At 43.6% G+C, this 21,850-nt stretch carries 25 protein-coding genes; 5 read left to right on the top strand and 20 right to left on the bottom strand.

The annotated features are described in order from the left end of the window. Window positions 1–482: 482 nt before the first annotated feature. The gene (gene holA / locus ASU00_RS01525) at window positions 483–1,490 is read right to left on the bottom strand and encodes a DNA polymerase III subunit delta (protein WP_057911674.1); all 1,008 of its coding nucleotides are present in this window, start codon (window positions 1,488–1,490) and stop codon (window positions 483–485) included. Between the two features lie 341 nt (window positions 1,491–1,831). Here holA and ASU00_RS24275 point away from each other — a divergent pair, with 341 nt between their 5' ends. Then, window positions 1,832–1,966, top strand: coding sequence for a YqzM family protein (locus ASU00_RS24275; protein ID WP_034308559.1), 135 nt, complete (start codon window positions 1,832–1,834; stop codon window positions 1,964–1,966). Window positions 1,967–2,036: 70 nt separating this feature from the next. Here the strand turns inward: ASU00_RS24275 and ASU00_RS01520 are convergent, their stop codons facing one another. The 3 genes from ASU00_RS01520 to ASU00_RS01510 form a co-directional block, all read right to left on the bottom strand. Beyond that, window positions 2,037–4,343, bottom strand: a complete 2,307-nt coding sequence (locus ASU00_RS01520; protein ID WP_057911673.1) for a DNA internalization-related competence protein ComEC/Rec2 — start codon at window positions 4,341–4,343, stop codon at window positions 2,037–2,039. 17 nt (window positions 4,344–4,360) lie between these two features. Next, complete coding sequence (locus ASU00_RS01515) at window positions 4,361–4,921, bottom strand: ComE operon protein 2 (protein ID WP_057911672.1); 561 nt, start codon at window positions 4,919–4,921, stop codon at window positions 4,361–4,363. An 82-nt stretch (window positions 4,922–5,003) separates the two neighbouring features. Then, window positions 5,004–5,618 (bottom strand): helix-hairpin-helix domain-containing protein, encoded by a 615-nt coding sequence (locus tag ASU00_RS01510; RefSeq protein WP_057911671.1) that lies wholly within the window; start codon window positions 5,616–5,618, stop codon window positions 5,004–5,006. A 112-nt stretch (window positions 5,619–5,730) separates the two neighbouring features. Here ASU00_RS01510 and comER point away from each other — a divergent pair, with 112 nt between their 5' ends. After that, complete coding sequence (gene comER, locus ASU00_RS01505; protein ID WP_269085297.1) at window positions 5,731–6,561, top strand: late competence protein ComER; 831 nt, start codon at window positions 5,731–5,733, stop codon at window positions 6,559–6,561. A gap of 93 nt (window positions 6,562–6,654) precedes the next feature. Here the strand turns inward: comER and ASU00_RS01500 are convergent, their stop codons facing one another. The 8 genes from ASU00_RS01500 to ASU00_RS01465 are packed head-to-tail and all read right to left on the bottom strand — an operon-like array spanning window position 6,655 to window position 11,668. Then, window positions 6,655–7,398, bottom strand: coding sequence for a class I SAM-dependent DNA methyltransferase (locus ASU00_RS01500; protein WP_057911670.1), 744 nt, complete (start codon window positions 7,396–7,398; stop codon window positions 6,655–6,657). Continuing rightward, entirely contained in the window at window positions 7,395–7,751 is a 357-nt protein-coding gene (gene rsfS / locus ASU00_RS01495; RefSeq protein WP_057218744.1) for a ribosome silencing factor, read from the bottom strand. Before rsfS ends, ASU00_RS01500 begins: the two co-directional genes overlap by 4 nt. Next, window positions 7,751–8,323, bottom strand: coding sequence for a bis(5'-nucleosyl)-tetraphosphatase (symmetrical) YqeK (yqeK, locus tag ASU00_RS01490; RefSeq protein ID WP_057911669.1), 573 nt, complete (start codon window positions 8,321–8,323; stop codon window positions 7,751–7,753). The genes rsfS and yqeK overlap by 1 nt, the downstream gene beginning before the upstream one ends. Then, entirely contained in the window at window positions 8,313–8,882 is a 570-nt protein-coding gene (locus ASU00_RS01485; protein ID WP_057911668.1) for a nicotinate-nucleotide adenylyltransferase, read from the bottom strand. Before ASU00_RS01485 ends, yqeK begins: the two co-directional genes overlap by 11 nt. An 11-nt stretch (window positions 8,883–8,893) precedes the next feature. Continuing rightward, entirely contained in the window at window positions 8,894–9,184 is a 291-nt protein-coding gene (yhbY, locus tag ASU00_RS01480) for a ribosome assembly RNA-binding protein YhbY (RefSeq protein WP_057911667.1), read from the bottom strand. Beyond that, window positions 9,178–10,020 (bottom strand): shikimate dehydrogenase, encoded by an 843-nt coding sequence (aroE, locus tag ASU00_RS01475; protein WP_057911666.1) that lies wholly within the window; start codon window positions 10,018–10,020, stop codon window positions 9,178–9,180. Before aroE ends, yhbY begins: the two co-directional genes overlap by 7 nt. A gap of 20 nt (window positions 10,021–10,040) precedes the next feature. After that, the gene (yqeH, locus tag ASU00_RS01470; RefSeq protein ID WP_377363989.1) at window positions 10,041–11,150 is read right to left on the bottom strand and encodes a ribosome biogenesis GTPase YqeH; all 1,110 of its coding nucleotides are present in this window, start codon (window positions 11,148–11,150) and stop codon (window positions 10,041–10,043) included. Beyond that, window positions 11,147–11,668: a YqeG family HAD IIIA-type phosphatase gene (locus tag ASU00_RS01465; protein WP_057911664.1), complete on the bottom strand. Its 522-nt coding sequence runs from the start codon at window positions 11,666–11,668 to the stop codon at window positions 11,147–11,149. The genes yqeH and ASU00_RS01465 overlap by 4 nt, the downstream gene beginning before the upstream one ends. A gap of 455 nt (window positions 11,669–12,123) precedes the next feature. Between ASU00_RS01465 and ASU00_RS01460 the strand changes: the two genes are divergently transcribed. Beyond that, the gene (locus ASU00_RS01460; RefSeq protein WP_057911663.1) at window positions 12,124–12,264 is read left to right on the top strand and encodes a sporulation histidine kinase inhibitor Sda; all 141 of its coding nucleotides are present in this window, start codon (window positions 12,124–12,126) and stop codon (window positions 12,262–12,264) included. Window positions 12,265–12,312: 48 nt separating this feature from the next. Here ASU00_RS01460 and ASU00_RS01455 read toward each other — a convergent pair whose 3' ends face one another. Further along, window positions 12,313–13,098 carry a phosphatidylserine decarboxylase gene (locus ASU00_RS01455; RefSeq protein WP_057911662.1) on the bottom strand — a complete coding sequence of 262 codons (786 nt, stop codon included), beginning with the start codon at window positions 13,096–13,098 and terminating at the stop codon, window positions 12,313–12,315. A 137-nt stretch (window positions 13,099–13,235) separates the two neighbouring features. Between ASU00_RS01455 and pssA the strand changes: the two genes are divergently transcribed. Further along, window positions 13,236–13,775, top strand: coding sequence for a CDP-diacylglycerol--serine O-phosphatidyltransferase (pssA, locus tag ASU00_RS01450; protein WP_057911661.1), 540 nt, complete (start codon window positions 13,236–13,238; stop codon window positions 13,773–13,775). 66 nt (window positions 13,776–13,841) lie between these two features. On the opposite strand, the gene ASU00_RS01445 is transcribed toward pssA, so the two are convergent. Further along, window positions 13,842–15,632, bottom strand: coding sequence for a M3 family oligoendopeptidase (locus ASU00_RS01445; RefSeq protein WP_057911660.1), 1,791 nt, complete (start codon window positions 15,630–15,632; stop codon window positions 13,842–13,844). A 664-nt stretch (window positions 15,633–16,296) separates the two neighbouring features. Then, window positions 16,297–17,019 (bottom strand): RNA polymerase sporulation sigma factor SigK, encoded by a 723-nt coding sequence (gene sigK, locus ASU00_RS01435; protein WP_034308596.1) that lies wholly within the window; start codon window positions 17,017–17,019, stop codon window positions 16,297–16,299. Between the two features lie 189 nt (window positions 17,020–17,208). On the opposite strand from sigK, the gene ASU00_RS01430 reads away from it, so the two are divergent. Beyond that, window positions 17,209–17,388, top strand: coding sequence for a hypothetical protein (locus tag ASU00_RS01430; protein WP_057911658.1), 180 nt, complete (start codon window positions 17,209–17,211; stop codon window positions 17,386–17,388). A 221-nt stretch (window positions 17,389–17,609) separates the two neighbouring features. On the opposite strand, the gene ASU00_RS24270 is transcribed toward ASU00_RS01430, so the two are convergent. From ASU00_RS24270 to mtnN, 5 genes are all read right to left on the bottom strand, one after another. After that, complete coding sequence (locus tag ASU00_RS24270; protein WP_082630104.1) at window positions 17,610–17,750, bottom strand: YrzI family small protein; 141 nt, start codon at window positions 17,748–17,750, stop codon at window positions 17,610–17,612. 863 nt (window positions 17,751–18,613) lie between these two features. Beyond that, window positions 18,614–18,880, bottom strand: coding sequence for a YrhC family protein (locus ASU00_RS01425; protein WP_057911657.1), 267 nt, complete (start codon window positions 18,878–18,880; stop codon window positions 18,614–18,616). Window positions 18,881–18,994: 114 nt separating this feature from the next. Further along, on the bottom strand, window positions 18,995–20,131 hold the full coding sequence (locus ASU00_RS01420; protein ID WP_057911656.1) for a bifunctional cystathionine gamma-lyase/homocysteine desulfhydrase: 1,137 nt from the start codon (window positions 20,129–20,131) through the stop codon (window positions 18,995–18,997). Window position 20,132: 1 nt separating this feature from the next. Beyond that, a complete protein-coding gene (locus tag ASU00_RS01415; protein WP_057911655.1) occupies window positions 20,133–21,056 on the bottom strand; it encodes a PLP-dependent cysteine synthase family protein in 924 nt (307 codons plus the stop codon). A 93-nt stretch (window positions 21,057–21,149) separates the two neighbouring features. Next, a complete protein-coding gene (gene mtnN, locus ASU00_RS01410; RefSeq protein WP_057911654.1) occupies window positions 21,150–21,845 on the bottom strand; it encodes a 5'-methylthioadenosine/S-adenosylhomocysteine nucleosidase in 696 nt (231 codons plus the stop codon). Window positions 21,846–21,850 lie beyond the last annotated feature (5 nt).

The raw sequence follows: 21,850 nt of genomic DNA, 5'->3' as shown, positions 1-21,850 counted from the left end.
GTGAAATGAAACGGACTTAGTACAATATTTCAAAAAGATAGGCAATCAAGATTCCATCTTCGTATTCACTCAGAGGGGAATGAAACGGAAGGTACGACACTCCTGCGGCAAATACCTGTCTACGTGAGACCCCGCAGGCTAAAAGCCGAGGGATTCACGTACCGCCTCTGGGNNGTGAAATGAAACGGACTTAGTACAATATTTCAAAAAGATAGGCAATCAAGATTCCATCTTCGTATTCACGCTGAGTGGAATGGAACGGAAGGCGCGAGACTCTTGCGGGAAATGCACGTCTATGTGAGACCCCGCAGGAAAGCGTAGGGGGCTCACGGACCGCCCGCGGAAAGGGAGCGCCTGCAGTGCAATGTAACGGGCTACGTACAAATTCCCCAAAACTAGGGACAATATGAGATGCTTTAGTAACATTAAACATTCAATATTACAAACATAAAAAGGTGACAGCGCTGCCGTCACCTTTTTAATCACCTAATTTTCAAAAGCAGCAACTCAAGCGTGATCGCCTTCTCCGCTTGGCCCGTCTTCATTTTATAATCCGCCTCAGCTAAGTCGTTCATGATGCTCAGCAGTTCGCGTTCTTGGAATTTCCCCGTTTTTTCTAGTGCCAGCTTTACCCTGAAAGGATGCACCTTTAATTGCCCGGCAATTTTTTGCTGGCTGTATCCTTGACGGGATAGCTCCTTCACTTGGTACATGAGCCTGACTTGTCCTGCCATCACACTCAATATCTTGATCGGCTCCTCGTTCTGACGGAGTAGGTCGTGTAAAATCGTCATCGCGCTCTCCATCTTCCGCTGCAGCACATGATCAACTAGTGTGAAAATATTCTGTTCAAGTGATTTAGCCACAAGCTTTTCGACAATCTCGGCGGTGATGTGTTTATCCGCTTCCACATACAGCAACAATTTATCCAATTCATTCGTTAGCATCATCAAGTTCGTTCCTGCAAGTTCAAGTAAAAGCTCTGTAGCCTGATCATCTATACGGACAGAACCTACCTTTTCCCTCACCCATCCCTTCAACTCATGATCACCAAGCTTCTTCGCTTCAACGAGGACCGCTTTTCGCTTCAGTTCCTTGGTGATTTTTTTTCGTTCATCCAGCTTCTCATAGGGTGCAGTCAGGACGACGATCGAATATGGGACGGGATCAGCCAAATATGCTTCAAGTCTCTTCACATTATGCTCAACTCTCGACTTCGTTTTTTCAGCCGTCAGAAAAAATGGGTTTTGCATGAAAACAAGGCGCCGTTCCCCGATAAAAGGAAGGGTTTCAACATCTTCGAGTGCCGTTTCAACAGGCGTCTCTTCCAAGTCAAATTGAGCAAAGTTGAAATCCATTTCATCTTCATGGAGGACATTCTCGATCAATAGCTGCTTCGTTTCATTAATAAGGTAGGCCTCCGTTCCATATAACAAGTACACTGGCGCGAATTGCCCTTTTTTTATGCTCTTCCAAACGTCTAATACCAATAGAATCCGCCTCTTTTTTTATGTATTCTTCTCTAATGGTATAGGTGGAATGACCATTTGACAAGCTATAAAGGGAACTAGCCCCCTAAAGGACTAGTTCCGGATCTATATGAACACTTTCAAGAAAGGCCCGGGTAATCTTCCTTGAAAGCGGGTAAGGTATTCATGTAGAACATTAATTGAGCTTTTTTTTTCGCTTGCTTTGTTTGTACTTTTATTTTGACCTCATACCCGCAAACTATTTGTGACAACTCTTGTCAGTAAAGGAAATGAAGAATGCAACCTGTGGATTTTTTATTGGTAATGTTTTATACTATTAGCAGAAATAGGAGGGGTAAATCATGAACGAATTTGAAAAGAATGTCCAATCAAAGACAGATGACGTCGCTGATTCCGCAATAGGATTCATCGGATCTTTTGTATTTTTCGCTGCCATGTTCACCATAGCTGTCGTCATTAAAGCTGTCGGATCCTGATTTCTGCACTTATTTTTTTATGAAAGAGGCTGCTTTTGCAGTCTCTTTCTTTTTGATTTCCTACAACATACTATGGGATAGTCTTTCGAAAGGTTCCTTTCCTTTTGTAATACTTATAAATGATCGAGCCGTCTTCATCCGTCCTGAACACCCGAATTCGGTTTGTTTCTAGATTCGCTAAGACGTCCTCATGGGGGTGGCCGTATCTATTATCTTTACCGGCTGAAATCAATGCAGCTTTCGGCTGCAGCTGCAAAAGGAAGGGTTCCGAAGTAGATGTCTTGCTGCCATGATGGCCAACCTTTAAGACATCTGCCCGTAATCGCGGGAAGGCATTCAGCAGCTCCCTCTCCCCCTCCTCTTCCAAATCTCCCGTCAAGAGCCAAGATAATCCCCCAAGCTGCGTGTATAAAACAATCGACGAATCATTCGTGTTTTCTTCTTTTCCATGAGGGTTAAGCACGATAAACGGAGCTCCGTCCGCTACCCATCGGTCCCCCCTTTTGATGACTGACATCTGCACGTTTTTATCTCTTGCTATCGAGACAAAGTCCATATCGCTATAGTGCTCTTCACTGCCGCCTCCTATGACGATTTCTTCCACTTTAAAATGTTCGATTAATTCTTTCGCACTTCCTGCATGATCGGCGTCCGCATGAGTTAGGATCAGTTTGTCCAATCGATGGATGCCCTTACTTTTCAACAATGGAATGACGATATTATCCGCAGTATTGAACTTCTTGCGACTTTCCGCCCACGGCTCAATCGGGAATGTAATTTGTCCGCCCGTATCAATCAAATAATTACCGCAGTTGAATGGCAAAATAATTAAAATGGAGTCACCTTGGCCAACATCAATGATTTGCACTTCGCCGAATGGCGACAGCTTTTGTGCATGATATTGAAAAAACAAAACCGCAATCAGCATTCCGCACCACCATTTACTTTTTTTAAAAGACTCCTCCCATTTCAGAAATAGCCCTAATAAGGAAACAACAAGTAACGTCAGCATGAAAAAATGGGGTTTTCCAAACACAATGGAGGCTAAAGGCACATTCGATGCTGCCGAAGCGACTTTATTGCAAAGGATGAAAATGAAGTTCAAAATCACTATAAGCGGCTCTCCTAGTGACGGAGATAGTACATGACAAGAGAGGGCAATCAATGAAAAAGGCAGCAAAATAATTGAATAAAGCGGAACATACACGACATTCAGGAACACTCCAAGGAACGACGCTTCATAAAAGTGAAAAAGCAAAATCGGAAGGGCTGCCAATTGGCAGATGATGCTAATGATGAAAACCTGCAGTGTTTTTTGCGGATAGCGCAAGAAGATGCTCGAGGAGATGATTATGGAAAAAGTGACGGCAAACGAAAGTTGGAAGCCGATATCATAAAGAATATTCGGCCGAAAGAACAACAATGCGATGTAAACGAGTCCAATGGTGGATCCTGCGGAGACTCGCTCCTTGAATAATAATAGTAAAAAGAATAGCATGGCCATTAAACATGATCGAACGACTGATGGACTTCCGCCCGAAAGTACCATATAAACGGGCAGGAAGATTAGGAGGACGATGATCATCCTTTCCCGGGTAATGCCAACCCTGATTCCCAAGTAAAATAACATCCCTGTCAGAAAGCTGACATGAAGTCCGGAAATTGCCAGTAAATGCACCAAGCCTAGCCTTTGATAATTAGTAAGGTCATCCTCAACTATATAAGTTTGGTCACCAAAAACGAGTGCTGTGACGAAACCGCTTGATTCTTTTGGAAAGTTTTCTCCTATATATGCAATTCCCTTCATTCGCAAATTACGTATCGAATGGACAAGCGAATTTCCTCCTACGTTGCACGCTTGAAAAGAAATGCTATCAGCTTTCAATATCCAATGAGTGCTTTTGCGCTTAAGATAGCTTTGATAGTCGAAGCCGTTCTCATTCCTCTGTTTGTCGGGAACCACCAGGCTCCCCTCGGCCGGGCAAGATAATCCAATCCGCAATATCCTGCCCAGTTTTTCCTTTTCCTGCTCAGAGCCCATTTTATAACGAAGCATAAGCCGTTCACCGTGTTCACTGATGATGAACCCTTTTAATGAATGCCCATCTATATTCGGCTGGTCGGTGAATGTGATGGTAAAGCGGCTTTCATTCCCCTGATATATCGTTTGGTTTTGATGTTTGGAAAAGGAAGCCGCCCCTAAAAAAATCACCATCATTACTAAATGGATGCCAACGACCTTCACACTCAGGCCCAGCGAATAATGGAGGAAGCAGAGAAAGCTCGCGATCACGATTAAAAGCGTTACACTTAATGCTGAATGGGCAACAACACCAAATGTGGCTGAAACGGCTAATAAGAGAAGGTGTCTTTCCATGTCCGACCCTCCGCAATCTACTTATTAAATATTTGTTTTGCCTGCCCTTCCAACTTTAATATTGCTTCTTTTTCTAGCCCAGTTTGTTCAAGTTTGGCAAGCAAGGTACGTACAAAATCCTGTTTTTCTTTTCCGTTAACATCGATGGCCCCTTTTGCTTCAACCTTTTCTGTCCTGACTCCAGCCTGTTTGAATAATTCAAGAGCGTATGGGTGATTTTTATAATCCTCAGCATAATAAACGGCTTTAATCCCAGCTTGGATGAGGGATTTACAGCATTGCAGGCACGGAAAATGAGTTACATATATTTCTGCCTCATCAGTCGGCACCCCGAATTTCGCACATTGCAGGAGTGCATTCATTTCAGCATGTATCGTCCTGACACAATGGTTATCGATTACATAACAGCCATCATCAATACAATGCGTTCCTCCGGCAATGGAGCCATTGTATCCTCCGGCGATGATCCGATTATCCCGAACGATCGTCGCCCCTACGGTCAGGCGCGTGCATGTGCTTCTTAAAGCTAATAAATGGCTTTGCGCCATGAAATATTGATCCCAGCTAATCCTGTTCATGTTGTTGTATCCCCTTACTCAGTAAATTGATTTTCTTCAATTTTACCCTCTTGCTGTCGATTTGTGTAGTCCATTCAATCAATCACCGCACAGAAATGGAGTCCTGTAGTTTTTCAAACGTTTTATCACCAATTCCCGACACTTTCTTCAATTCATCAATTTGCTTGAATTTACCAACGGACTCCCTGTACTCCAAGATCGCAGTCGCTTTCGATGGTCCTATTCCGGTAAGTGTCTCCAATTCTTCCTGAGTGGCTGTGTTCAAATTCACCTGTCCCGCATTCATCCCACCGGAAGGGGCGAGATTGTTCTGTCCCAAGGCTCCCTCCTCTTCACCTATTTCCGGAACATAAATGACCATTTGATCCTCCACTAGCTGGGCAAAATTGACTTTATCCTTGTCGGCCTTGTCCGTAAAATTGCCTGCTGCCGAAATCATATCAATTACCCTGTCACCTGCCTGCGCCGTAAAGATACCAGGTTTCTCTACCGCTCCTTTCACATCGACTTTAATGACAACATCATCCAAGTCATTTTTTTCACTTTTTTCAATATCTCCCTCTAATGCCGCCTCGGCAAAGATATCGTCCGGTTCAACCGGATCGTGGCCCGTTTGCATTAAAAAGTAAATGACCACGCACCCAAGCGCCATTGCAAGGGCAATCATCATCGTTTTATTCTTTAAAATCCTATCCATTCATTTGCCTCCTTGTTGGATTTTGCCGCATACATAGTCATAGGACAGATCATTAATACATAGTGTTTCTAGGAGAATGAATCGTTTTTTAAGTGAGAGGAGTTGAACGGCTTTGAAGAAAATCGGTGTAATTGGAACAGGCAATATGGGTACCATTTTAATCGAGGCGTGGCTGGAGGCAAATATATTGAACCCAGCTGATTTAATCATTACGAACCGGACACTTTCCAAAGCATTAACACTGAAAGAAAAACACCCTGGTATTGAGGTAGCGGAAAGCGGAGCCGAAATTGCCCAGCAAGCGGACTTCATTTTTATCTGTGTAAAACCGTTACAAATCGACAGCTTGCTTACAGACATTAAACAACATATAAATAAGGAACAACTAGTCATCTCGATCACTAGCCCGGTCTCGGTGGCGCAGCTTGAATCGGCCGTAAAGGCGCCTTGTGCGCGATTCATCCCGAGCATAACCAATCGGGTCGGTTCAGGGGTATCGCTGCTAAGCTACGGTGAGGGATGCAGTAAGGAGGCGAAGATAGCTCTGCATGAATTGGCCTCTGCCATATCGGCACCTGTCGTCATTGATAATGATATCACCAGGGTAGCTTCCGACATCGTCAGCTGCGGCCCTGCATTCTTTAGCTATCTAGCACAAGCTTTTATTGACGCGGCCTGCCAGACGACGAAAATAGACAAAGAAACCGCTACGACTTTGACTGAGAACATGCTGATCGGATTAGGGGAATTACTCGGTAAAGGCGTTTATACATTGCCGGCCTTACAGGAAAAGGTATGTGTGAAAGGTGGGATAACGGGAGAAGGAATCAAGGTTTTGGAAGCAGAGACAGGGGAAATGTTCCACCATCTTTTTCAAGCGACGCATGAAAAGTTTGCCGAAGATCTTGATGAAGTTGAAAAGCAGTTTGGCCATCCTTATTAATATTCGTAATGTATCTCTCATTTCCTGCTAAAAATAAAAAAAAAGAGGCTAGACCTCACTCGCATATGCGGGCGGGGTCCCTGGCCTCTTGATTCATTTTCTGGCTACGAACAATATCCGTTCCGTTTCCGTTACAAGCGGAGCTTCTTCAAGATCAGCCATAAGTTCAGTCACGGTAAAACCGGCTTGCTGCAACCAGTTTTTATATTGGTCAACCGGATAGGTCCGTTGATAATGCAATTCATCAAAACGGTCATATAGACCGCTTTGCTCGTCCTTCACGAAAAAACTCAACTCATGTTCCACACTGTGAGGTTCTTCACCAGGGAAACAATCCCATATATAGGATACGTCTTCATCGCTGACGGCAAACGTATGGTCACGGAACACATCTTCCATTTTATAGATGGAATGGACATCAAACAGAAACAATCCGCCATCCTGCAAATGCTCATGAACCCGACTGAACGTTTTAACGATATCCGCTCCGTCACGAAGGTAGTTCAACGAATCACAAAAAATCGTCACACAGTCAAATTGACCAAGCCCCTCAAGTTCTGCCATATTCTGTTGGAATAGGGGGATTGTTAACCCGAGCTTCACCGCTTTTTCATTCGCAACGAGAAGCATTTCGTCCGATAGGTCCACGCCGGTGACCTCGAAGCCGTGCTGCGCCAATTCAACGGTCATTTCCCCGGTTCCACACGCTAAATCGAGAACTTTCCTTCCACCAATTCCGTACTGTTCCAGCTTCGCCGTAAGGATCATCAGCCATTTTTCATAGGGAGCATCCTTCATCAATTCATCGTATACATAGGCAAAGCGTTCGTAGGTCATGGAGTCAGTTCACTCTCTAAATCTTCAAAAGGTGCATCTCCCCACAAACGTTCAAGGTTATAATAGTTTCTTTCATCCTTATGGAAAATGTGCGCCACTACATCGCCAAGATCGACAAGCACCCATTTCGCCTCGTCAAAACCTTCAAGACGTTTTACATTGATTCCTGATTCATCAGCTTTGCTCTTCATTTCACGAGCGATGGCTTGTACTTGTTTTTCAGAATTACCATGACAGATTAAAAAATAATCCGCTACAAGCGAGATACCTTGCATATTCAATGCTACGATATCCTCCGCTCTTTTATCATCCGCCGCTTTTGCTGCAATTACAAGAAGTTCACGTTCAGTCATTACATCTTCTCCTTCAAATTCATGATTAAATCATTGTATGTCTTAAATGTGTCAGGGTAAATGCCCTGATTTCGTTTCATTAAAAAAACAACGGTATTCCTTAAAGCCTGGATGACAGCATGATCCAAGTTTTGCTTGGCTGTCTGCCTGACTTCGTCAACTCCCGGAAAGGATCGTCCCGGCTCAATATAATCAGCAAGATAAATGATCTTATCCAAAAGGCTCATGCCGACCCTGCCTGACGTGTGGTAGGCGATCGCATCCAAGATTTCAACATCCGTGATGCCAGCTTCCTTTTTCACGAGGTATGCCCCGACAGGAGCGTGCCACAACTCCATATTATATTGAAGTAAGTCCGGAGCCATCTTTTCGGCGATTATGATTTGCTCCATTTCTTCTTTTGGACGAAACTTTGCATAATCGTGGAAAATCGCTGCCAGTTCAGCTTTTTTTACATCAGCGCCATAGAGCTCTGCAAGTTCAATGGCCGACTCCATCACGCCTACAGTATGGATGTACCTGCGCTCCGTGATTTGCTCTTTGACAAGCGCGAGCGCTCTCTCACGATTCATATAAACCATTCCCTTTAATATACTTCACCACTGGATCTGCAATTAAATATTTCACGGTTTTTCCCGTTCTTAACTTCCTTCGTATCATGGAAGAAGAAATGAACATCTGCGGGACTTGCACCATCATAATCGGGTATAAGGTCTTTTCATTGTAGCCAGGACGCTTCACCCCGACAAAATGGACCAATTCCACCAACTCGTCAATCCGATGCCAATTGGGTAAATACTCAATCATATCTGCGCCAATTATGAAATAGAATTCATTGGTCGGCTCAAGTTCTTTCAGGAGCTTTATCGTATCATACGTATAAGATGTGCCTTTTCTTTCTATTTCTAGACCCTCAATATAAAAAGATGGGTTTGTGGCTATCGCGTTTTCCAACATAGCCAGCCTGTCCATATCGGTTACTTCCTCCGATTTTTCCTTATGGGGTGGAACATGATTTGGCATGAATCGAATTTCATCAAGCTCTAGAGCCTCCAGCACTTCATTCGCTATAATTAAATGACCGATATGCGGTGGATTGAATGTACCGCCAAGAATTCCAATTTTTTTCATAGATAGGTTCCTTAAGGTAGTTTAAGTTGTTTGTTTTCTTTTGATTCTTTATACAGGACAATGGTATTGCCGATGATCTGAACCAATTCCGCCCGCGCACCTTTTGCTAAAGAAAACCCTACATCGTTGCGGTCTTCTTCACAGTTTTGCAGAATGCTGACCTTGATTAATTCACGTACTTCAAGCGCCTCACCAATTTGCTTGATGAGATTATCATTGACCCCGCCTTTACCAACCTGAAAAATCGGATTGAGGTGATGAGCCTTTGAGCGTAAAAATCGTTTCTGTTTTCCTGTTAACATGTGTTACCTCCTAGTTTGTTCAAGACAATATCTGTCATTCTTGCTGTATCCGGCATAATGTCCGTCCATATCTCAAAAGCGAGCGCAGCCTGGTTGATGAACATTCCCAGACCATTTTGCGTTTTCGCCCCTTTTTCGTAAGCTTCGCGCAACAGCTTGGTCTGCAGGGGATTATAGATGATGTCACTGACTATTGCACCGGTTTTGAGCTGGTCGACCTTCACCGGTGAATGTTCCAACTCCGGGCTCATTCCGGATGAAGTCGTTTGGATGATCAAATCATATTGTGATAAGCTTTGTTCCGCTTCGATAATCGAGAGTGCCTTCGATATTTTATCATATGGGCAATCAGAAACAAGCTGGGCCGCTCTTTCCTTTGTCCGGTTTGCAATATCAACTTGCTTTACCCCTTCTTTTACGAGGGTAAAATAAATCGCACGCGCAGCACCGCCCGCTCCGATCACTAACGTTTTTTTAGCCTTAATGTCACCTGATATTTCATCGCATAAAGATTTAAAAAATCCTTTTCCGTCTGTATTATACCCTATAAATCGACCATTTTTGTTAACAACCGTATTTACAGCCCCGATTGCCTGGGCCAGTCCATCTACTTCATCAAGGAGAGGGATGATTGAAGTCTTATGCGGGATGGTGACGTTAAATCCTTCTATACCAAGGGATTTCATGCCTTTTACAGCATCGGATAACCCATCTTTCGTCACATGAAAATGGTGATACACCGCTTCTATATTTTCTTTTTTAAATGCATCATTATGAATGTCAGGTGACATCGAATGTGCAATTGGATCTCCCATTACCCCATAGATCTTTTTCATAGACTTTGACGACCCCTATATTAGATTAATGATTTTCGAACGATGACATTGACCCCTTTTGGGACATGTGCAACGACTTTGGCTCCCGGCTCATTGACCGTCACCCAGCCAAGACCAGAAAACACAATATCCATTTTACCATCTTTCAAGGAGAATTCATGTGGAACCAGCTTCGGAAATTCCTCGATTTGTTCAGGACGTGGAGGCGTCAATAATTCGCCAGCATGATTTCGGTACAATTCATCGGCCTTCTCCAATTTCGTACGATGGATATTCAATTCATTCGAAAGGTAGCAAGTGAGCGACCGCCTTCCGCCTGAAACGTAATCCAATCTAGCCAATCCGCCAAAGTATAGCGTCTGGGCCTCATTCAGCTGATACACTCTCGGCTTGATTTCCTTCTTCGGCATAATCACCTTGAAATCCCGCTTGTCGACGTAATGCGCCATTTGGTGGTGATTGATGATTCCCGGCGTATCGATCAATGCCTGTCCATCATCCAAAGGAATTTCGATCATATCCAAAGTCGTGCCCGGGAAGTGCGAAGTCGTGATGATATCACCTTCACCGCTCACTTCTTTTATAAGACGGTTGATGAACGTAGATTTACCTACATTCGTACAGCCCACGACATAAACATCCTTCCCTTTGCGATACCGTTCAATCGCATCGGCCGCTTCAAGGATGTGCTTCCCCTTGTCTGCACTGACAAGCAGCACATCAACCGGGTTCAGCCCCAATTCCTTTGACGATTGCTTCATCCAGTTAATCAATTTATTCGGTTTCACCGACTTCGGCAATAAGTCGACCTTATTTCCGATCAAAAGAACATCATTTCTTCCTACAAATCGATGAAGGCCCGGGAGCCAGCTTCCATTGAAATCAAAAATATCGACAACCTTGACGATCAAGGAATCGGTTTCGCCGACCTTATTCAAGATTTTCAAGAAGTCATCGTCTGTTAAGGATACATCCTGAACCTCATTATAATGTTTCAATTTAAAGCAGCGCTGACAAACGATCGTCTCTTTTTCCAAAGCTGATTGAGGCGCAAAGCCCAATTCTTTCGGATCTTCCGTCTGGACCTTAACGCCGCAGCCGATACATACTAATTCTTGATGATTGTTCAATTGTGATCCTCCCATTTTATCATTCCTTTTCGTTTAAAAAACGCCATGATCTTTCTTTCAAAATAACGATTGATTTTCGTCCTGAACTCATCAGTCTGGGCAACAGGAACGACTAAGATCGTATGGAAGCCCCCTCTGTTCCCTCCCAATACATCCGTCAATAGCTGGTCGCCAATTACCACCGTTTCCTCTAGCTTCAATCCCATCGCCTTACGGGCTTTATGGAAGGCCCTCGACATTGGCTTCCTCGCCTGGTGTATGAACGGAATGTGAAGTGGATCGGAAAAAGACCGGACCCGATTTTCATTATTATTGGATACAATCGTCACTAAAATCCCGTGTGCCCGCATATTATCGAACCATTTAATTAAATCTGGTGTCGCCGTAGGCCTATCCCATTCAACGAGAGTATTATCCAAGTCGGTAATGACTCCCTTTATCCCTTTTTTCTTCAATTCTTGAGGATCTATATTAAAAATGCTTTTAACATGTTCACTCGGCAAAAATAATTTAAGCATATTGGCACCTCTATATTTTCATTAAAATTTACCGTCTCCATCATATCGAATTTTCGGCTTACTTTCAAAAAAATTTAGGAAAGCGGGGCTGACGGTAAAAAATCATCATAATGTAAGTTTTCAAATATGGGAAGGCATTTTTAAGAAAGAAAGGAAAATTAGCGGAACGAAAGACCTAATTATTCCGAAAAGATTTCGACAAAAATTTCATTCCCCAAGCCTGTGGATAACTTTACTAACATTTTCCATGCTGACCGGTACCATTTCGGCCACTTTGTAAACATCTTAACCACAGGTTATCCACTTTTGACTGTGGATAACAGAACGATTGTTCTCCGTGTTTATTTCTGATAGAGTAGGGGTACAGCAAGGAAGACTTATCAATATATGTAAGAAAACACTAAATTATTCCTCGCAATTCCTACTGGAGGTGAGCAGCCGTAATTGGCGTCCTGATGCAAAAACTATCTGATGACCTGTTGCTGGAATCCTATTTTAAAGCGCAGAATTTAAAACTAAGTACCGAATTCATCCGCCTCATAGAAACGGAAATTCATCGAAGAGCCTTGACACATAAAATCCGATCCTTATTTTAATATGGAATACATAGGCTGACATCAGATGTCAGCCTTCTTATTTTTAGTTTAGACCGCCTTCATATATCCGATCGTTTCACCAACACGGACATCAGCGGGTATGGACAGGCTTCCTTCGGGCTCAAACTTGTTTTTCTCAAAAAGGAGGACTACAGTCGAGCCGAAGCTGAAATAAGAAAACTCCTGACCTTGCTCCAATTGCTTCGACTGATCGGTAATGACGATCGAATTGATATACATCGCTCCGACTTTCACCATCGCCAAGCTTCCTGTCTCATTTTGCAGTTCAGTTATTGTCCGATAATTTTTTGACAAAGGCTCTTTTCCATATTTCAGCCCCCATTTATTAACGGGATATGATTTTCTCCCAAGCGTCCAACGTTTGGTTACGGCACCATTGATCGGTGAGTGAATTCTATGGTAATGACTTGGGCTTAAGTATAACACGAGATATTTTCCGCCCAGATACTTCTCCAAGACACCCTCATCCCCGAGCATCTCCTCCATTGAATATACCTTTCCCTTAACGACGATTTTTTTATCTGCAAAGATTTCCCCCGCATCCTCGAGAACGCCATCCACTGGACATGCCACTGCAAAAGGGGCAGCCGTAATCGGCCTGGCCTCCGCCTTCAGCTTCCTTGTAAATAGCTCGTGCAGATTGGAATATGCCTTTATATCCTTTCCGAATTCTTGTTGATTAAGGTTAAAAGTTTTTACAAATAGTAAAATTAGGGGCCTGCTCAAGTGAGATTGGCTAAAATGCTTTAATATTCCTGATGAATATCTTCCATTCGTCAGTTCAATCAAGATACGATACAAAGCTTGATACAATTAAATCCACTCCAAATTGTAAAATTATTCAAAAATACCTTGCATAAATTGTGTTAAATAAAATATTATTATATAATAAACACTTATGTTTACTATATTTTTGTTTTATTTATGTTTCAATTGAAAGGAGTGAAAAGATGTTTTTTCTACACGCCCTAGATCAAACCATTAAAAAAGTGAAAGCCCAAACAGCAAATATACTTACTTTAATGAATTTATCCCTTGGTGGATTTGCAATAATTGCCGTGATGCACGGCCAATTGAATTTAAGCCTGCTATTAATCTTCCTGGCTGCCCTTGCAGATCGCTTTGACGGTATGGTTGCACGGAAGTTCAACATTGAATCGGAATTGGGGAAGCAACTTGATTCCATGTGTGACATCATATCTTTCGGCGTCGCACCCGCTCTATTATTATACCAAGGAATTTTAATAGAATTCGGAGCCCCTGGCACAATCTTCACCGTTTTCTATATTGGCTGCGGTGCATTCCGCCTCGCACGCTTCAATATCAGCGAAAGCAATGGTTACTTTACAGGGGTGCCCATTACGGTCGCCGGCTGCATCGTAACGCTAAGCTATCTGGCCATCCCATATTTCCATCCGGCCTTTTTCTTATCCCTCATGATTATATTATCATTACTGATGGTCAGTCCATTTAAATTGAAGAAAGTTTAAATGGAAAAGCGGATGTCCTGATAAGGACATCCGCTTTTTTTGTTACCATTGCCCCTTTAATGGGACCTACGCTTTTTTGACAAGCGGATCGGTAAGGCGCATGAATTCCTCGACATCGTCCATGCAGGCTTGAACCGCTTCTTCCCAAAAATCCCGTGTCGTCAAATCGACGCCCAAATGCTTCTTTGCCAAATCTTCGACCTTCATCGAACCGGTATCCTTTAATAAGGCGATATATTTTTCTTCGAATCCAGCAGGCTCCTTCAGGGCATTCGCATAGATCCCCAAGGAGAATAAGTATCCGAATGTGTACGGGAAATTATAAAATGGCACACCTGTAATATAGAAATGGAGCTTTGAAGCCCAGAACGTTGGGTGATAATCACTTAATGCTTCACCGTATGCTTCTTTTTGGGCAACATTCATCAGCTCATTCAATCGTTCGGCACTGACATAGCCTTGTTTCCGCTCATCATAAAATGTGGTCTCGAATAAAAAGCGGGCATGGATATTCATCAACAAAGCTACGGAGCGCTGAATTTTATCTTCTAATAGCACCAGCTTTTCCTCCTCACTGGCCGCCTCCTTTACTGCTGCATCCGAAACGATCATTTCAGCAAACGTAGAGGCGGTTTCAGCCACGTTCATCGCATATGAACGATTCATCGGATGGATATCCTTCATCGCATAGGAATGGAACGCATGCCCCAACTCATGAGCCAATGTCGACACGTTCGAAGGTGTGCCTGAATACGTCATGAAGATCCTCGACTGCTTATGTAACGGGAAGCCCGTACAAAATCCCCCAGGTCTCTTACCAGGCCTGTCTTCCGCTTCAACCCAGCGGTCTTCGAAGGCTTTTTGAGTGAAGCTTGCTAATTGCGTGCCGAATTTAGAGAATTGCTGCACGATGAAGTCTGCGCCTTCTTGATAATTCATCACTTTGGACTCTGCTGTAACCGCGAGCGGTGCATCCAGATCCGCCCAACTCAATTTATCCAAATCCAGTAACTCCGCTTTCCTCTGTAAGAACCTCACCAGCGGCTCCTTATGATCGGCAATGACATTCCACATGCTCTCGAGAGTGTCTTTATTCATCCTTCCGATTTCAAGCGGCTCTTTCAAAATATCATCCCAGCCCCTTTTTTCATTCACACTGAGACGAAATCCAGCCAAATGGTTCAAAGTCCTGGCAAAAAGATCACTTTTTTCTTCCCAAGCCTGTTCCCAAGCTGCGAACAATTCTTTCCGTGCATTTTGATCGGGATCCGAAAATTTATTCGCCGCTTGGCCTACCGAAAGCATCTCCCCTTTGTAAGGAATGGACATGGAACCGACGATCGTATCATACATTTGGCTCCAGCCTTCGAATCCGTCCATGGACAATTCGGTGATTAATGCCTCTTCCTTCACCGAAAGCTTTTCCTTTGCCCTTTCGCGACGTTCGTTCACCACGAATTTCAATTCATTCAACGGTTCTTTGTCGAGCATTTTCTGAAAAAACGCTTCATCAAGCTGGATCAGCTTTTCATCAAGCTTGCTTATAACCATTTTGAGGGACGCGACGATCTTCATTTGCTTGATCCGCAGCTCTCCCGCCTTTTTATCCTGTGTATTTTGAGCTACCAGGCATCCGATGAAGGCGCTGGCCTGCGCCGATTTCATATTGGTGTTTTTCAGTAGATCGAATGCCTTGATGAAATGGCTTTCATCTTTTTCTGCTGGATTGATATGGCCTACAAGCAGGTCAAGTTCTTGCACCTCTTCCTTGATTTCATCTAAAAAATTCAGGAACTCAACGGAAGAGCTTCCTCCTTTAAAAAAAATATCCAAATCCCATGTTAAAGCATATCCCATTTTGCTTTTCCCCCTTTTTATCAATAATCTCATTATAGAGGTTAATTCGGATTTTTTCTAACTAAAAGGAATTTTCAGTTTATTTCCAACACATTTTTCTATAACTTAGATTAAAAGAGTGATATGATGAATATATTCTTCGGGAAAGGGGTGTTCATATGAAATTCTTCATCCAGCTGTCTGCCATCATCCTCCTTCTATGGACCGTGCCCGCTCAGTTCCATCAGTACGCACAACAGCTAACCCTTGAAGAACATACCGATGTGCACCATTCGGAAAAGGCCGATAAGAAAGTGCCTTTCATCCCTACCTTAAGTTCCATTAAGGCGCTCATCATTATTCTTGTTTTTGAAGTTTCCCTTTTAGGTTTTCTTCATTATCATTCGAATCTCCGCAGACGATATCTCAGTCCCGTGTTTTTTCAGGCGAATTACGTAACCGCACACTCTGACATTTTATCAAAAAAAATAAAATCGAGGAGTGATTCATATGTGGTTTCGTTTTATTATGATAGGGGTATTTTCTTTAACCGCCTCACGTCTGTTCCTATTCCAGGGAGTCGAGATATATCATGCATTTGCTGATATGATCCGAAATAAATATTAAAGCAAAAAAGCGTGCCGCGGATTTTCACGGCACGCTTTTCTTTAGTCGCTCATTTCCTTTAACCTTTAGCCTTCTTTTCCTTTTCTTTTTCTGCCCTATAAAATTCATGGAACATCTTCATCAACGCACGTTTCTCGATCCTTGATACATAGCTGCGGGAAATCCCTAGCTCTTTAGCGATTTCCCGCTGCGTTTTTTCCTTTTTCAAGTCAAGTCCGAATCTGCCTACAATGACTTCCTTTTCCCGTTCATCCAAAATATCAATATATTTTTTCACTTTTTCAATTTCCATATTGAGCTGAATCGTATCGATGACATCTTCGGATTCCGATTTCAGTACATCGATTAAACTGATTTCATTTCCCTCTTTATCCTGGCCAATCGGGTCATGCAAGGAAATATCCTTCTTCGTTTTTTTTGTCGCACGTAAATGCATCAAAATCTCATTTTCGATACATCGCGCCGCATACGTAGCGAGCTTCGTCCCTTTTCCATCCGAATAACTTTCAATCGCTTTTATCAGTCCAATCGTCCCAATCGAAATCAAATCCTCCGTATCTTCGCCCGTATTCTCGAATTTCTTGACAATATGGGCAACAAGCCTAAGGTTATGTTCAATCAAGATATTCCGGGCATCACCATCACCCTCGCTCATAAGCTTCAAGTATTTCTTTTCATCCTGTGACGATAAAGGCTGGGGAAAAGCATTGTTTTTCACATAGGAAACAAATAAGTAAAATTCTTTGATGATATATCCGACAACTGTAAGTATTCCGGGCATTGGTTTCATCCCCCGTTTCTTTGGTTTCCCTATTCATACCTATGCAGCAGTGGGCTCGTTCGTGTCTGTCCCAATAAAAGAAATCAGGAAAGCATGAAATGTTTGTAACGCAATGGTTGAATTCCCAAACGGATAAAAACAATCATTCATATAATAAAAGGGAATTTTTAAGGAAAGGGGGATTTTAAAATGGGATATAACCATGGACCATACGGTTGCGGCAACTATGGGCATTCGGCTCCGCCACCAAGTTATGGCGGGTATGGATACGGGTATGGTCTGTTTATCGTCCTGTTGATTGCATTGCTCATTTTTGGGTTCTGTTGGTTCCCGGGATATGGGTATGGCGGACAAAGTCCATGCTGCTAAAACAGAAAAAACTCGGCCAATAGCCGAGTTTTTCCTTTTATCCTGAACAATTCACCGACTGAAATCCGTTAATCGCACGGTCAAACCAAGACCATGAACATTCCGTTAGCCGGTATCCTTCTCCTGCCAGTAGCAACGCTTTACTCCTTTTACATAAATCAATTTCATCATATTTACCTCCACCTTTCATTGAATTTTTGGTAAGTCCAACACCACACATTTTAGAAAAAAGGACGATGCTTGATCGCTTTGTCGAGATGTTCTTCACGAATTTTGTTGATTCTCTCCTGCTGCATGCATTCCTCGGCAGTCATTTTTTTCATTTTTATTGTAATTGTGAAAAAAAGCATATTCAATGTCATAAATATCACCTCCTTTTAGGGTGCGGCCCCGCAAAAAGGCATAAAAAGGCCGCAGAAAGTTATGTCCTCCTGCAGCCTTTTCAAAAAAAATATAAAAAGGCCGCAGGATAAAAGACTTCTCCCCGCGGCCGCTATGTCTGAATGATTAATAAAGCCCATTTGCTTTAGAAATATTCCGCGTGGCACAGGTCGAATCGTATTTGATTGTCAATTGAAACAGTCCAGATCATTTGATTAGTGACGACTCCATATAGATACAAATTCATTTTCTTCGACCTCCCTTGGAATATTTTTTATTACTTGGTAAGTATATCCATAAATCAGAATTTTGTAAACAGCTTTTGCCTATTTTTTTGAAATTTCTTTCTTTTTTCCCATTTTCAAAAGCTTTTATAAAAAAAAGTGGCCATAATAAGGATAAATCCTTGCAACAATCACACTTAGCCCCTGTGGTGGAAGATACGAGACTCCTGCGAGAAAAGCGCATCTATGTGAAGCCCCGCAGGCGGCAACGCCGAGGAAGCTCACGAACCGTCTCTGGGAGAGTGGAATGAAACGGAAGGCAACGACACTCCTGAGGGAGATGCGCGTCAACGCGCGTCCCCGCAGGCTGAAAGGCGAGGAGGCTCACGGACCGCCTCTGGATTAGGGAGTGCCTGCAGTGAATGAAGCGGTCGAAGTCCAGATTCTCCAATACTTTGGACAGTCAGGATTCCATCTCGTTTTCACACAGTGGAATGAAACGGACATAAACAAAACTATTGAAAATGGAGAGCCTGCCTTAGTGTTCATGCAGAGTAAAACGAAATATTTAACTAACAAAAAAACCGCAGACAAATTTGTCTGCAGCCTGTATCCTGATTCTATTGTTGTAAAGAATCCTGGTCATCCATTTCTGCCAAGACCTTCTTGTGTTTATTTGATAAAAGGAAAAATAATATGGATACACCAAGGAACATGGTCGTCGCTCCCATATAGGCATATGTGTCAATCATCGTTTTGTCGCCAGAAGGAAGGATGGTTCCTAAATAGAAAAACGAACCCACACATAGCAAGGTGATTCCAAATTGCTTATAATCCGCCACCTTCGAACGCAGCATTGCCGCCGTTTCGTTTTTACGGTTTTCCATGCCATTCCACCTCTTTCAAGCTGATAAGTTATCGATATCTTATTCTACCATATTTATTCCAAATCTCAGGGTGTAAATAATGGCAGTAAGCTTATAAAGCGGCAATGACTCCGTTTATGCTCTTAGCGCTTGCTCCAAGTCTTCCAATAGGTCTTCTGCGTCCTCCAGGCCAACGGAAATGCGAATCAGCCCGTCTGTTATTCCAAGCTCTGCACGGCGCTCTGCTGGAATTGAAGCATGCGTCATCAAAGCCGGCACGGAAATTAAGCTCTCCACTGCTCCTAGACTTTCAGCCAGCGTGAAGTATTTCACTTTACTCAAGACGGATGCGGCTTTTTCGGCACTGCCGACATCAAATGAAACCATGCCTCCGAAGCCACGCGATTGTTTCTTCGCTATTTCATGATTTGGATGGCTTTCGAGACCAGGGTAATAGATTTTCGAAACGCCTTCATGACCGGATAAGTATTCAACGATCCGGGATGTATTCTTTTCATGCTCTTCCATCCTGATTCCGAGTGTCTTGATGCCTCGCATCAGTAACCACGAGTCTTGAGGCCCTAGCACGCCTCCTGTAGAGTTTTGGATGAAGTGAAGGTCATTGCCGATTTTTTCGTCATTCACCACGACAAGGCCCGCTACAACATCGCTGTGCCCCCCCAGGTACTTCGTGGCGCTGTGCAGGACGATATCCGCACCAAGCTTAAGTGGATTCTGCCAGTATGGCGTACTGAAGGTATTATCCACAATCGTGAGGATGTCGTTTGCCTTCGCTATTTTTGCTACGGCTTCCAGATCCGTAATCTTCAATAATGGATTTGTCGGAGTTTCGATGAACAGCGCTTTCGTATTGTCCCTGATTTCGTCTTGAATCGCATCTATGTCACTCGTATTGACGAATGAAGCTTCGATTCCGAAGCGGTTCAGCACCTTCGTCATCACCCGGAAGGAACCTCCATAAACATCATCCGTCATCAAAACATGATCACCATTGCTCAGCAGCATCATGACCGCTGTCATAGCTGCCATCCCTGAACCAAAGGCGAATCCTCTTGTTCCTTCTTCAAGATCCTTTATCAATTCCTCAAGAGCATGGCGGGTAGGATTGCCTGTACGAGAATATTCATATCCCCGATGATCCCCCGGACCATCTTGTTTATAAGTACTTACTTGATAGATCGGCACCGAAACGGCACCTGTTGCTTCATCACCAAAAATGCCACCGTGGATCAATTGTGTTTTCTTTCTCATTTTACATTCCTCCCTGATAAATATTTTTACTTAAGTAACGTTCACTGGAATCGGGGAAAACGACGACGATATTCGTCCCAGGGGTTGCCTTGGCCGCTTCATCCAGTGCTGCAGCAAATGCCGACCCGGAAGAACTGCCGACTAGCAGCCCTTCCTTCATTGCCAATTCCTTGACCATGGCGAACGCTTGCCGATCGCTTATCGTATGAATTTGATCAAAGTACGATTCATCCATATAAGCGGGTAAAAACTCCATTCCTATTCCCTCTGTTTCATGAGGTCCCGCTTCGCCTCCGTTCAAGATCGATCCTTCTGGTTCGACAATGACCGTTTTGACCGCAGCCTTTTTTTCTTTTAAATAACGCGATGTTCCCATGAAGGTCCCTCCCGTCCCGGCACCGGCAACAAAAACATCAATCTCGCCATCCAGCTGTTCCCAAATTTCAGGACCCAGCGTTTTGTAATAGGCATCAGGATTGGAAGGATTGGCAAATTGCTGAGGACAATACGACCCGGGAATTTCGGCAAGCAATGCCTTGGCCTTGGATATCGCCCCTGTCATCCCTTCCTCTGTCGGGGTCTGGACCACTTTTGCTCCAAGAGCACGCATCAATTCCTGTTTCTCGGCACTGAATTTCTCGGGTACACAAAATATCACCTCGACGCCACTGTTTATCGCCGCCAGCGCCAGTCCGATCCCGGTATTCCCGGCAGTCGGTTCGATGATCGTTCCGCCCTTTTTCACTTTCCCGGTTTGCAACGCCTGCGTTAAAAGCTCCTGACCGAGACGGTCCTTCACACTGCCTCCTGGATTGAAGTATTCCAGCTTGGCAAAGATGCGGACCTCATTCGGAAGCGGGAAATGGGTGATTTCCATCAGGGGTGTCTTCCCGACCAACTCATGTATGTTTTGAAAGACCTTCATATTCGTACATCCTTTCATAGTTTCCCTACCAACTTAGTGAGTTATAAAACCAAAGAGTAATCAGCGGAGAGACTCGCGCTGATCACTGCTCGTTTATTTCATTTTCCCAACCATTTTCAAAATGAGATCCGCTGAATGAAGGGCCGCCGTTTCCAGGAATTTATCGAAGGAAATATTGGACTCCTTACCTGCGATGTCCGATAGGGAACGTATGATGACAAATGGTGTTTGGAATTGGTAGGCTACCTGTGCAATCGCTGCCGCTTCCATTTCCACTGCATAAAGATCCGTGAATTTCCCTCTTACGAACTCGACCCTGACAGGATCATTCATGAACGAATCCCCCGTCACGATCAACCCTTTCGCCACTTGTATATCTTTAATTTCCTTAGCCGCTTCTTCTGCGAGGGCAAAAAGCTTCTCATCTGGGATGAAGGCTGCCGGCAGTTGTGGAACCTGGCCATACTCATACCCAAAAACCGTCACATCGACATCATGGTGGCGAACTTCGGTAGAAATGACTACATCCCCTACGTTAAGCGCTTCGTGATAACCGCCTGCAGAACCAGTATTGATGACTGCATCCGGTTTGAATTTTTCCAAAAGGATCGCAGTTGACATCGCCGCATTCACTTTGCCGATGCCGGATTTAAGCAAAATGACCTCGACACCGTTCAGTTTCCCTGTATTGAATTCAGAACCGGCAATGGTCACCTGCTCCAAACCTTCCAATTTATCACGTAAAATCGTAACTTCTTCTTCCATTGCTCCGATTATGGCTACTTTCATTAGTA

Source organism: Peribacillus muralis (assembly GCF_001439925.1).
In the GTDB taxonomy this organism is placed as follows: Bacteria; Bacillota; Bacilli; order Bacillales; family DSM-1321; genus Peribacillus; species Peribacillus muralis.
The sequence above is the reverse complement of the archived record's forward strand: the minus strand, read 5'-3'. Positions and strand labels throughout refer to the sequence as shown.